Annotated in this window: 11 protein-coding genes; 7 read left to right on the forward strand and 4 right to left on the reverse strand. The window is 33.5% G+C overall.

The window, feature by feature from the left end; all coding sequences use genetic code 11:
* Window positions 1-81: 81 nt before the first annotated feature.
* Complete coding sequence (locus BUE22_RS19215) at window positions 82-945, reverse strand: DUF58 domain-containing protein (protein WP_073397484.1); 864 nt, start codon at window positions 943-945, stop codon at window positions 82-84.
* 80 nt (window positions 946-1025) lie between these two features.
* The gene (locus BUE22_RS19220) at window positions 1026-2030 is read right to left on the reverse strand and encodes an AAA family ATPase (RefSeq protein WP_007807095.1); all 1005 of its coding nucleotides are present in this window, start codon (window positions 2028-2030) and stop codon (window positions 1026-1028) included.
* 224 nt (window positions 2031-2254) lie between these two features.
* On the opposite strand from BUE22_RS19220, the gene BUE22_RS19225 reads away from it, so the two are divergent.
* The 4 genes from BUE22_RS19225 to BUE22_RS19240 all read left to right on the forward strand — a co-directional run bounded on the left by BUE22_RS19225 (window position 2255) and on the right by BUE22_RS19240 (window position 5985).
* Complete coding sequence (locus tag BUE22_RS19225; protein WP_073397486.1) at window positions 2255-3130, forward strand: aldo/keto reductase; 876 nt, start codon at window positions 2255-2257, stop codon at window positions 3128-3130.
* A gap of 18 nt (window positions 3131-3148) precedes the next feature.
* Window positions 3149-3655 carry a GNAT family N-acetyltransferase gene (locus BUE22_RS19230; RefSeq protein ID WP_073397488.1) on the forward strand — a complete coding sequence of 169 codons (507 nt, stop codon included), beginning with the start codon at window positions 3149-3151 and terminating at the stop codon, window positions 3653-3655.
* A gap of 92 nt (window positions 3656-3747) precedes the next feature.
* Window positions 3748-4503, forward strand: a complete 756-nt coding sequence (locus BUE22_RS19235; RefSeq protein WP_073397490.1) for an SDR family NAD(P)-dependent oxidoreductase — start codon at window positions 3748-3750, stop codon at window positions 4501-4503.
* 330 nt (window positions 4504-4833) lie between these two features.
* Complete coding sequence (locus tag BUE22_RS19240; RefSeq protein ID WP_073397492.1) at window positions 4834-5985, forward strand: ATP-binding protein; 1152 nt, start codon at window positions 4834-4836, stop codon at window positions 5983-5985.
* Window positions 5986-6102: 117 nt separating this feature from the next.
* Here BUE22_RS19240 and BUE22_RS19245 read toward each other — a convergent pair whose 3' ends face one another.
* Window positions 6103-6846, reverse strand: coding sequence for a DUF3298 and DUF4163 domain-containing protein (locus BUE22_RS19245; RefSeq protein ID WP_073397494.1), 744 nt, complete (start codon window positions 6844-6846; stop codon window positions 6103-6105).
* Window positions 6847-6951: 105 nt separating this feature from the next.
* Between BUE22_RS19245 and BUE22_RS19250 the strand changes: the two genes are divergently transcribed.
* Window positions 6952-8094, forward strand: a complete 1143-nt coding sequence (locus BUE22_RS19250; protein WP_073397496.1) for a cystathionine gamma-synthase — start codon at window positions 6952-6954, stop codon at window positions 8092-8094.
* A gap of 81 nt (window positions 8095-8175) precedes the next feature.
* Here BUE22_RS19250 and BUE22_RS19255 read toward each other — a convergent pair whose 3' ends face one another.
* Complete coding sequence (locus BUE22_RS19255) at window positions 8176-8967, reverse strand: THC0290_0291 family protein (protein ID WP_042565574.1); 792 nt, start codon at window positions 8965-8967, stop codon at window positions 8176-8178.
* 322 nt (window positions 8968-9289) lie between these two features.
* On the opposite strand from BUE22_RS19255, the gene gdhA reads away from it, so the two are divergent.
* Together gdhA and porZ are read left to right on the forward strand one after the other, a co-directional pair.
* Window positions 9290-10633 (forward strand): NADP-specific glutamate dehydrogenase, encoded by a 1344-nt coding sequence (gene gdhA, locus BUE22_RS19260; protein ID WP_073397498.1) that lies wholly within the window; start codon window positions 9290-9292, stop codon window positions 10631-10633.
* Window positions 10634-10847: 214 nt separating this feature from the next.
* Window positions 10848-13127 carry a type IX secretion system anionic LPS delivery protein PorZ gene (porZ, locus tag BUE22_RS19265; protein ID WP_449404151.1) on the forward strand — a complete coding sequence of 760 codons (2280 nt, stop codon included), beginning with the start codon at window positions 10848-10850 and terminating at the stop codon, window positions 13125-13127.
* Window positions 13128-13220 lie beyond the last annotated feature (93 nt).

The following is a 13220-nucleotide window of genomic DNA, read 5'->3' on the forward strand; positions in this document are numbered from 1 at the left end:
GCGGATTTTTTATGTGTATAATATTATGAATTTTATAAAATCTATCCCGATAGCTATCGGGACTGCAATCTAAAATTATATTTATCTTGACTTAAAATAACCCAATAATTTTGTTACGTAATTTTCGTCGACTCTTGTGTTTACAACACCGGCTCCGGATTTACTAAAAATATCTTTGAAATAATTGACTCTTTCCTGATAGTGTTTTTCGTAATTCATTCGCACTGATTTCGAACCAGTATCAACCAGTTGAATTTTTCCCGTTTCAGCGTCAAGCATACTTACCATTCCTAAATTTGGGATTTTTTCTTCGCGGATATCATAAACGCGAACTCCTGTAATATCGTGTTTTTTTGAAGCAATTTTTAATGTTTGCTCATAATTTTCAGACATGAAATCGGAAATGACAAAAACGATCGCTTTCTTTTTCTGGGTTCCTGATAAAAACTTTAAAGCAGCGCCAACATCGGTTTTGTTACTTTTTGGTTCAAATTCGATCAATTCACGAATGATTCTCAAAACATGCGAACGTCCTTTTTTTGGCGGAATGTACAATTCAACATTATCAGAAAATAATATTAAACCAATTTTGTCATTGTTTTGTGTAGCCGAAAAAGCCATCGTTGCCGCAATTTCGGTGACGATGTCTTTTTTAAACTGACTTTTTGAACCAAACCCTTCAGAACCCGAGATATCAACCATTAACATCATGGTTAATTCGCGTTCTTCTTCAAAAACTTTTACGTGTGCTTCGTTATAGCGTGCGGTTACATTCCAATCGATGTTACGAATATCATCGCCATATTGGTATTGACGCACTTCGCTAAAAGTCATCCCGCGCCCTTTAAATGATGAGTGGTATTCTCCCGAAAAGATATGATTGCTCAGTCTTTTGGTTTTGATTTCTATTTTCCGTACTTTTTTTAAAAGCTCTTTTGTATCCATTTGATTTGTTTAAAGTTTAAAAGTTTCAAGTTTCAAGTTTGCTTTACAACAACCTGAAACTTGAAACATTAAACAAATTTTTAAGGTACTTCAATCTCGTTTACGATTTTGTTGATAATGTCTACAGAAGTAATGTTCTCGGCTTCAGCCTCATAAGTTATACCAACTCTGTGACGTAGAACATCATGTACAACAGCACGAACGTCTTCTGGAATTACATATCCACGACGTTTGATGAAAGCGTAACATTTTGCCGCATTGGCAAGGTTGATACTTCCACGTGGCGATGCTCCAAAACTAATAAGAGGTTTTAAGTCGGCTAATTTGTATTTCTCTGGGTAACGAGTAGCAAAGATGATATCTAAGATATATTTTTCGATTTTTTCGTCCATGTAAACTTCACGAACCGCTTCTTGCGCACGCAAAATTTGTTCTACAGAAACTACCGGATTTACTTTTTCGTAAGATCCTTTTAAGTTTTGGCGAATTACAAAACGCTCTTCGTCAATTTTTGGGTAATCAATTACGGTTTTCAACATAAAACGGTCAACTTGCGCTTCCGGAAGTTGGTATGTTCCTTCTTGCTCAACAGGGTTTTGAGTTGCAAGTACTAAAAACGGACGGTCTAGTTTGAAAGTTGTGTCGCCAATAGTAACTTGTTTTTCCTGCATCGCCTCTAATAGGGCAGATTGAACCTTTGCCGGAGCACGGTTAATCTCATCTGCAAGTACGAAATTGGCAAAAATTGGTCCTTTTTTAATAGAAAATTCATTTGCCTTGATGTTGTAAATCATCGTTCCGACAACGTCGGCAGGTAATAAATCGGGAGTAAACTGGATACGGCTGAAAGAACCTTGTACCGCTTGAGACAATGTATTTATCGCTAAAGTTTTGGCTAGTCCGGGAACACCTTCTAATAAAATATGCCCTTGTCCTAAAAGTCCGATTAATAGACGCTCGACCATATGTTTCTGGCCCACAATAACTTTGTTCATTTCCATTGTAAGAAGGTCTATAAAAGCACTTTCTCTTTCAATTTTTTCATTTATCGCTCTAATGTCTAAAGTCGTTGTATTTTCTTCCATATAAATATTTTTAAAACCTTTTTTAAAACGCTGATTTTTATGTCTAACTTTTGAGAGTGCAAATTGAATATTTTTTGAGAAGTAAGATGTTAAAGAATGGTTAAAACTTCGACCAAAGACCTAATTTTAAGGACGAATTGGGAATCTATTTTTATATTTTTAAGAACTTTGGTCAATATGTTTTATAAAAGCATATTTATTACCAAAAATAACGCAATAAAACCATGAGCAAAACAGCATTATCGCCCATAATTTCGGGTACTATGAATTGGGGAGTATGGGATAAAAACCTTACAACTAAAGAAATGGAAAACATGATACAAATTTGTATCGAAAACAAAATTACTACTTTTGATCACGCCGATATTTACGGAGATTATACCACCGAAGCAGATTTTGGAAAAGCATTTCACGCCAGCAAGATTTCGCGCGAAAAATTACAGTTAATTACCAAGTGCGGAATTCAGATGATTGCTGAAAAACGTCCGGAGAACAAAATCAAACATTATGAATATTCGAAAGAGTATATTATTTGGTCTGTTGAAGAATCTCTGAAGAAATTAAAAACAGATTTTATTGATGTATTTTTATTACATAGGCCAAGTCCGTTAATGCAGGCAGATGAAATTGCAGAGGCTGTTGAGAAATTAAAATCGGAAGGAAAAATTATTGATTTTGGACTTTCAAATTTTACGAGTTCTCAAACCGAATTAATTCGCCAGAAAACAGAAGTGAGCTATAATCAGGTGCAGTTTTCTGCAACTCATTATGAAGCAATGACTGACGGAAGTTTAGATTATATGCAAACGCACAAGATTTGTCCGTTGTCGTGGAATCCGCTTGGAACTGTTTTTAGAGAAGACACCAAGAAAACACGTCGTTTAAAAAAATTACTTTCAGAATTGGTTCAAAAATATAGTTTTGGTTCTGATACACTTTTATTGGCCTGGATTTTAAAACATCCTGCTAAAGTTGTTCCAATTGCAGGAACTGTTAATGTTGCCAGAATTCAATCTTTGATGAAAGCAGTTGAATTAGAAATGGATAAAGAAGACTGGTTTGCAATCTGGACAGAAAGTATGGGCGACGATGTGCCTTAAATAATGCATTTCTGAAAAATGATACACTTAGAAAAATTTGATAAAAAACACTATACTGAATTGATAGATTCGGTAAAAAATGCAAAGGATTTAATGCAGTTTGGCGGCCCGGAATTTACTTTTCCCTTAACGGAAGAGCAAATTAATAAAACACTTTCTGATAAAAACAGAATTGCTTTTAGAGTTGCCAATTCTTCGGATGGAAGTACTATTGGACATGGTCAAATTTATTTTAATAACGATTCTGCAAAGCTGGGTCGAATCCTGATTATTGATCAAAACCAAAGGGGAAAAGGAATTGGAGAGCAAATGATAATCTTATTAGTGAAATTCATTCTTGAAAATAGAAAAGAAACACACATTGAATTGAACGTTTTTGATTTTAATATTGGCGCAATAAAGTGTTATGAAAAAGTCGGTTTCAAAATGAATCCTGATAAAAAACTATTAAGAGAGGTTGATGGTGAAACCTGGACGGCGGTGAATATGGTGTTGAATTTAGAGGAATGGAATAATAAAAATTGAGAACTAAGAAATATTTGCCACAGATTACAAGATAAAAATGATTTTTTCATCTGTGAGAATCTTTTCATCTGTGGCAAAAAACAATAAATAAAATGAAAAAAACAGTTTTAATTACTGGTGCCACAAGCGGAATTGGAAAAGCCACCGCACAAATAATGGCAAAAAATAACTATAAAATTATCCTTTGCGGAAGACGTAAAGAACGCTTAGAAGAACTTGAAAAAGAACTTTCGGCTTTTACAGAAATACATTCCTTAAGTTTTGATGTTCGGGATAAAGAGGCGGTTTTGAAAAACATCAATTCATTGCCGGCAGAATTTTCAGAAATTGATGTTTTAATAAATAATGCGGGAAATGCGCATGGTTTAGATCCTATTCAAACGGGAGATTTGGACGATTGGGACGCGATGATTGATATTAATGTAAAAGGTCTTTTGTATATTTCAAAAGCTGTGATTCCGCAAATGACAGCAAGAAAATCGGGGCATATCATCAATATTGGTTCAACTGCCGCAAAAGAAGTTTACCCTAACGGAAATGTATATTGTGGAACAAAACATGCTGTTGATGCTATTACTGCCGGAATGCGAATAGATTTGAATCCGTTTGGCATTCGCGTAGGCGCAATTCACCCCGGAATGGTCGCAACAGAGTTTAGCGAAGTACGTTTTAAAGGTGATGCAGAAAGAGCTTCGAATGTATACAAAGGATTTGATCCGTTGCAAGCTGAAGATATTGCAGATATTATTCATTTTGTGGTTTCAAGACCGTATCACGTAAATATTGCCGATTTGATGGTAATGAGTACGGCGCAGGCATCGTCGACAATTGTGAAAAAAAATATCTAATTTATAGATTTAAAATTCTTAAAGAAGCTCATAATATCAAGTCCCAGAGGGACATTATATTTATAGATGTTTGTAAATTTATTCGATAGAACCCCCAGCGAGGTGAAATATTTGAATATGATTATATAGAAAGTCTAATATCGCTCCTCTGGAGTTTTTTTATAGAGGTATGTTAATTAGCTATAAATATAATGCTCCGCTAGAGCATTATTATTGTCAATAAAATAATCTGGAATTTTAGACTTCTTAGAAAATTAGATTAATTTAGAAATCTGAAAGTCAATATTCTAAGAAGTCTAAAAATCTAAGCCAGTCTAACAATCTAAAAGAATGATCAACAAACGTCTTTTAATCAAAAACTTACTCGCTCATAATGACGAGAGCAGTTTTTATGATAAAAAAAGACAGTTGAATTTGCATACACGAGAAGGAAAAGGGAAATTTTTGAAACACATTTGTGCGTTATCAAATTCAAACCCAACCAATAATTCTTATATCGTGGTTGGTGTTGAGGATCAGGATAATGAAATAGTTGGCGACGATTTCTTTGACGATAGCCGAATTCAGAATCTCGTTAATGCCTTTTTAGAAAATCCACCAAAAATTCAATACGAAAACGTCCCATTCCCAAATCTTCCAAAAGACAGAGTAATTGGATTGGTAACTATTAAACCTAAAAACAAAGTTTCTTATTTCAAAAAAGGAATTCATACCATTCTCCCCAATAGTGTTTTTATTAGGCGAGGCAGTAATTCTATTCCGTTTGAAGGTGAAGTAGAGAAGAATTACCAAAATACAGAAACTGTTATTGGAATCGAAAATAGTTCGCGCAACAGTATTCAATATACTCTTGATGGCGTCATCGATTTTATGAATTTCAGACATAAGGATATGTCGCCCAAATATTATGTTTTTAAGGAATTATTTGTAATTTGCTGGGCGGGAGTTCCTAAAAAGTCCCGTGATAAAACCTTTCTTTCCCGCGTTGATATCGAATTAATCAACGAACAAATTAAACTTTTTTATTCCGCTCAGGATGTTGTTACAATTGTTTTTGATGATGATAGTTTTACAATAACCGAATATGTTCCGTTAGGATTAAATGACAAAACGAGTTATTATCCTCTGGAAGAGCAAACGATTCGGTTTTTTGACAACGGTTATTATAAAATCGATCGTAAAATGCTTTTCCAGCCTCCTGAATTCAACAGACCAATGCTTTTTCATATTTATAATTCGAATATGGCTTTGCTTCAAAAACTGCAAAAAGGTTCTGTTTTATCTGAACGGGAACTTAAAGATTTAGAAAATCTTCCTTCGACTTTTATGATTTGTTATTTGAATGGTTTTGATGATGCAAAACAAAAATTAATTGATTCAAAATTGCTTTTAAAACCTTTTTCGCAAGTTTATTTATCTTTTAAAGAAGCACTAAGAATTTTGAGAAAGATGAAATATGATTTTCAGGAAGGTTCGAAATAAAGGTTCAGAGGTGCAAAGTTACAAAGGTTTTCTCGTAGAGACGCACAGCAGTGCGTCTAACTCAAAGTGATTATTTTTTGAATTACATCCAGATTTAGCCAAATTTGTTTTCTTCAATTATAGATATTTCAAATATTTACTGACTTTGTCATAAGGGAAAAGTATTTCTTTTGGGCCATCAGCATACGAAGCAGCTTCATAAGAGTTGTAATATAAAAGCAAACCTTCTTCGGTATAAAAAATATTTTGTGGCAGGTGAAATTTATCATTTTCGAACATTAAGCCAGTTGCATTAATATTTGATTTTGATGGAATTTTATATTTCTTGCGGAATTCCTTTTCGGCGAAAGCCTTAAATTCCTTTTCATTTTTAAAAATCTGATCATTAAAAATGGTTTTTCCAGTTTTCGGATTAAATAATAAAGAGCGATATCCCTGATATCCGTGAGCGCCTCCGGTAAAAGTGTAATGATCTAGTTTAATATTTATAATCTGGTCGGATTCAAATTCTATGTTTCCTTTAATTTTTCCTTCCCATCCAAATGTTTCGTTGGGGAATTTTTCATGCATTTCTTCGTAAGAAGCAATAAATGAAGTAGCCAATGTGTTGTAATCATTTAGTTTTAGAGGTTCTTCTCCAAAATAAACAATTTCTTTTATTACTAAAAAGAGTTTTTTATTTATGCTGTCTGCAACGACAGGAATATTTTTTGCAATAGGAATATCAATCGTAATTTGAGGGAAATCGATTTTACATGGTATGGTAGATTTTTTTTCAAATGTTTCATTTTCAAATGAAAGCCCCTTGTTACAACTAGTGAATAATAGAAACAAGAAGACTAAAAAACTATACTGTTTCATATCTAAAAGTGTTAATTATATACAAAGGTAAGAAGTTGTATCAGGATTAAAATAAATTAAACGGTAAATTTGTAATCTAAAACAGAGTTTAAAATACGTAACTATATGAAATTCAATACTAAAGTAATACATGGTGGTCAACATCATGATCCAAGTACAGGAGCTGTTATGCCTCCGGTATATCAAACTTCAACTTATATTCAAACAAGTCCGGGACAACCCTTGGGCGATTATGAATATAGCCGTGCATCGAACCCAACTCGTACAGCATTAGAGAATGCTTTGGCAAGTATTGAAAATGGTTCTCGCGGATTGGCTTTTTCATCTGGATTGGCGGCAACAGACTGTATTTTAAGAGGATTTAAAGCTGGAGATGAAGTCATCGCAATGGATGATTTATATGGTGGAACTTATAGAATGTTTTCGAGAATTTATAAAGATTCAGGTATTAAATTTCATTTTGTTGATATGACTGATATTGCAAAATTGAAATCATTAATCAATGAGAATACAAAATTGATTTGGGTTGAAACACCAACAAATCCTTTAATGAAACTGGCTGATATTGAAGAAATTTCAAAAATCACCAAAGAGAAGAAAATTTGGCTTGCTGTTGATAATACTTTTGCAACGCCTTATTTACAAAAGCCTCTGGATTTGGGAGCCGATATTGTAATGCACTCTGCTACAAAGTATTTAGGAGGACACTCTGATGTAATAGCGGGAGCTTTAATTGTAAAAGATGAAGCTTTAGGAGAACAATTGCATTTTCAGCAATTTGCAACCGGTGCAACACTTGGTCCAATGGATAGTTTTTTGGTTTTAAGAGGAATTAAAACGCTTTCATTAAGAGTTCAAAGACATTGTGAAAATGGAGAAAAAGTGGTTGAATTTTTAAGTAACCATCCAAAAATCAAAACAGTTTATTATCCTGGATTACCGAGTCATCCGTTTCATGAAATTGCAAAGAAGCAAATGAAAGCTTTTGGCGGAATGGTTTCTTTTACATTTGTTTCGGGTAAAAAAGAAGATTCGATTGCGTTTTTAGAGAAATTGAAAGTGTTTACTCTGGCAGAATCTTTAGGTGGAGTTGAATCTTTGGCCAATCACCCGGCTTTAATGACGCACGCTTCTATTCCTGCTGATAAGAGAGCCGAAGTTGGTATTACCGACGATTTGGTTCGATTGAGTGTTGGTATTGAAGATGCAGAAGATTTAATTGCTGATATAGAGCAGGCTTTAGCATAAAAATTATCACAAATAAAAAATCCCAAATTCCAATGTTAATCATATTTTGGAATTTGGGATTTTTTTTATTTTGAGATTTCTTTAAAATTCTAAATACATAATGTATCCTACGTTGAACCAAACCTGAGAATCGTTTGATTTATTTTCTTTATAAATATCTTTGTTTGGATTTAAACCATCAACCCAGTCAGAATTGAATCCTTGATAACGAATATCAAACATTAAATCGCTCATTTCAGTTAGTTTGTAATGAACTCCAACCCCGGTAACTACAGATAATACAACGCCATTTTCGCTAGAAAAACCATAAGGGCGGCCATCCGAAGGAGTAAGGTATTTTGCAAAAGTTGTTGAAGGAAGTCCTAATTGACCCAATCTTGATCCTACTTTTGTAGAATAATAACTTGCCTGAAATCCTAAACTTAAATAAGGACTAAAGCTGCCAACTGAGTTTTCGAAGTCATGAATTTTTATAAAAGAAAATTCTAATTGAGATCCAAGGTTTACTAAAGTTGTACTTCCTTTCATCGCTCTTAGATGTTGGACAAGTCCCTTTTGTTCTTCTCTATCCACCCATTGACCATAATGCTCAAGATTGGTTTTGTTAAAAGATAATTCAGATCTAACTTTAAAATGTTCTGTAAAGAAACTTTCTCTGTTATTATTTGCAGAAAAGTTAATAAAGTGAACTAATCCTACACCAAAACCTGAGTTACCAACATTGGTTTTCATATCGTGGCGTTCTCCAAAATCAGATTGAAAAGATACAGGTCCGAATATTATTCCTACTTCTTGTGCTAAATCAGATTGAGCAAAGGCAGTTGTAGTGATTCCTAAAAAGGCGAATAATGTGAGTACTATTGGTTTAAGCATGTTGTTTGGGCTTTCAAATCTTGGCAAATATATAAAAAACATGTACGATTCAAAATATAAAATTAACGTATTAAAAAATAAGTAACAAAATACTTAATTTGTTAACTTTAATTGTGATGATTTGAATTAAATAGAGATGTGGTAAATGCTATATTTAGGAATGTTTGAAAATTATATAATTCACTCTTTAGAATTAAAAAAAATAACATTCGGTTAGCATTTTGTTATATCTTTGTTTGTTAAAACGAAAACGTTTTCTTAAACGTATTTTCTTGTTTATTGCGCTAAAATTTAAATATTTACTTGAATAATTTATTTCAAAATGGAACAAAAAATTAATGAGTTTATGGCTCTAGTCGAGTCAAAAAATCCAAACGAGCCAGAATTTCTTCAAGCCGTTAGAGAATTTGCAGAAACGGTAATTCCATTTATTGCAGAGCGAAAAAAATATGATGGAAAAAACTTACTTCTTAGAATTGCTGAGCCAGAACGTTCTATAATTTTTAGAGTTCCATGGGTAGATGACAAAGGGGAAATAATTGTAAACAGAGGTTTTAGAATTCAAATGAACTCTGCAATTGGGCCATACAAAGGCGGAATCAGATTTCATCACACTGTAAACCTATCAGTTTTGAAATTCCTTGCTTTCGAACAAGTTTTCAAAAATAGTTTGACGACACTTCCAATGGGTGGTGGAAAAGGTGGTTCTGATTTTGATCCTGAAGGGAAATCTGATGGCGAAATCATGCGTTTCTGTCAATCGTTTATGACAGAATTATGTCGCCATATTGGTCCTGATTTAGATGTACCTGCCGGAGATATTGGTGTTGGTGCAAGAGAAATTGGCTATTTATTTGGTCAATATAAAAGAATAAGAAATGAATTTACAGGGGTTTTAACCGGTAAAGGACTTGCATATGGTGGTTCATTAATACGTCCTGAGGCTACAGGATACGGAGTTGTTTATTTTACAGATCAAATGTTGCGCACTATCGGACATGAGATTAAAGGTAAAAGAGTAGCAATTTCAGGATTTGGAAATGTGGCTTGGGGAGTTGCTTTAAAAATAAATGAATTAGGCGGGAAAGTAGTTACTATTTCCGGACCTGATGGATACATTTATGATGAAGAAGGAATCTCTGGAGAAAAAATCGAGCATATGGTAGAGATGAGAGCAACCGGTGATAACAGAGCCGAAGTTTATACTAAGAAATATCCAAAAGCTGTTTTTCATAAAGGAAAAAGTCCATGGGAAGTAAAAGTTGATATCGCTATTCCGTGTGCTACTCAAAACGAATTGACAGGCGAAGATGCTAAAAAATTGATCGATAATGGTGTTTTATGCGTAACCGAAGCTGCAAATATGCCTTCAACATTAGACGCTATAAAATTATTCCTGGATAATAAAGTTTTATTCGCACCAGGAAAAGCTGCAAATGCTGGTGGAGTTGCTGCATCTGGTCTTGAAATGACACAAAACTCAATTCGTTTAAACTGGACAAGCGAAGAAGTAGATTTGAGATTAAAAGATATTATGGTTGGAATTCATAACCAATGTAAAAAATACGGAATGGGCGAAGATGGCTATGTAAACTACGTAAAAGGAGCAAACATTGCCGGATTTGTTAAAGTTGCCGATGCTATGCTTGCGCAAGGTGTAGTATAATTTTTAAATACAATTTTCAAAAGCCTTCATTTTTCGTAAAGTAAGATGAGGGCTTTTTTATTTTCACCACCAATTCACGAATTTGTTTTTTTTCAAATAATGAAATAATTCGTGAAATCGTGGTGGATAATTATAAGGAAAATCATTTTATACAGAACAAAATTCAAATACTTTGGTTTGTAGTATATTTGCCTATCCGAATATATTTAATATGATGAGAAGGTTTCTGTATATTTTGTTTTTTATTTTTATGCAATTAAGTTTTGCACAGAATACTTTATCGTGGCAAGGTTATTTTTCATTTAATGAAATAAAAGATATTTCAGAAAGTTCAACAACTGTTTTTGCTGCTTCAGAAAATGCTTTGTTCTCTAAAAGCAATATTTCAAATACTGTTAAAACAACCACTACAATTGATGGACTTTCGGGACAAACAATTTCGGCAATATATCATAGTGAAACTTTCAAAAAGACAATTATAGGTTACGAAAACGGGATGATCATTGTAATCAATGAAACTGACGGAAGTATAATAAAAAAAGTCGATATCATTAATAAACAATTGGCCGCCAATATTAAAAAAGTCAATCATTTTATGGAATATAATGGCTTGATTTATGTTTCATGTGATTTTGGTATTGTACAATTTAATTTAACTACTTCTCAGTTTGGTGATACTTATTTTATAGGCGATAACGGAGCCGAAATTAGTGTAAAACAAACCGCATTTTTTAACGGATTTATTTACGCAGCAACTTCCAGCGGTATTCGAAGAGCAAATAGTACAAGTCCTAACTTAATTGACTTTAATCAATGGGGCATTGTAAATTCCGGCGACTGGTCAAGCGTTGAAGCGCTGGATACAGAACTTATTGCAATTAATTCAGTTGGATATATTCATCGATTTAATTCAAATACATTTATTGGGTTTTTACAGCTTTCGCAGCCTTCTGCGGATATGAAAGCAGAAAATCATAATTTGTTTATTACAACCGCAAATACGGTTTATGTTTATAATAACAAAATGGTTTTAAATCGTCAAATAACCAATACTCAGGTTTTAGATAATACCTTAAGTTTTAGTTGTGCAACTGCTGTTGGAGATGTGATTTACATCGGGACAAAAGAAAACGGATTATTTTCTTCAACTCTTTCCGGGAATTCAGCTTTCGAAAATATAACACCAATTGGGCCGGTACGAAACAATATTTTCTCATTAGATGTTAGTCCAAACAGTGTTTGGGCTGTTTATGGAGATTATGATTTGAGTTATAATCCTTATCCTTTAGATAGTTACGGTATTAGTAAATACAATACTTCAGGCTGGTTAAATATTCCTTACGAAGATGTTTTTGATGCAAAATCAATGTCTCGTGTTATTATTAATCCGAATAATGACAATCAGGTTTATGCAAGTTCCTTTTTTTCAGGTCTATTAAAATTAGAAAACGATACTCCGACTATTTTATATAATGAAAAAAACAGCAGTCTGGAAAGTTTAAAAGTTGATAATTATAATGTTGTAGACATTCGTGCCAACGCAACAGCTTTTGATAAATCAGGAAATTTATGGATAACAAATAGCCGGGTTAAAAATGGTTTGAAAGTTTTAAAAACAAACGGACAATGGGGCAGTTACTCGCTGGCAACGATTCTTAATAATGTTGAAAACAATTCTTACGGCGAGCTTGTTGTAGATAAAAATAATACAAAATGGATCGCTACTTACAGAGAAGGAATAGTCGGTTTTAACGAAACTACCAATACCTTTAAAAAAATGACTTTTGGTACCGATGTTGGGAATTTACCTTCTGTAGATGTTCGTGCATTGGCTGTTGATACTAAAAACCAGTTGTGGATTGGAACCACAAAAGGATTAAGGGTTTTGTCAAACGTGAGTAGTTTTCAAACAGAAAGTCAGTTAACGGCAAATGCAATCATTATTATAGATGATAATCTGGCTCAGGAATTATTGTATGAGCAATTCATTACTTCGATTGTGGTCGACGGAGCCAATAATAAATGGATTGGAACTTCAGATTCGGGAGTTTTTATGGTCTCACCAAACGGCCAGGAAACGAAATATCATTTTACTATAAATAATTCACCTTTACCAAGTAATACCATCAACGATATAAAAATCAACAGTACAACCGGAGAAGTTCTTATTGCAACCAATAAAGGATTAATTTCTTTTGGCGGTATTGCAACAGGTGCCAACGAAGATCTGAATAGTGTATATGTATACCCAAATCCGGTACGTCCGGAGTTTACGGGAACTGTAAAAATTGCAGGTTTGCTGGATAAAGCCAATGTAAAAATTACCGATATTACCGGAAGTTTAGTTTACGAAGCAACTTCGGCAGGAGGAACAATTGAGTGGGATACAACAGCTTTTGGAAGATATAAAGTGGCTTCTGGCGTGTATATGATTTTTATTTCTGCTCAGGACGGTGGCGAAACTAAAGTGAAGAAAGTAATGATAATTAGATAATGTGGAAATGGAGATAATTAGATAATTATTTGGACTAAATAATCTAATTAATGACTACAATCAAAAGTCTAATATATTAAGAAGTCTAATAAT

Origin of the sequence: Flavobacterium pectinovorum, assembly GCF_900142715.1 — a bacterium.
GTDB classification, from domain to species: Bacteria; Bacteroidota; Bacteroidia; order Flavobacteriales; family Flavobacteriaceae; genus Flavobacterium; species Flavobacterium pectinovorum.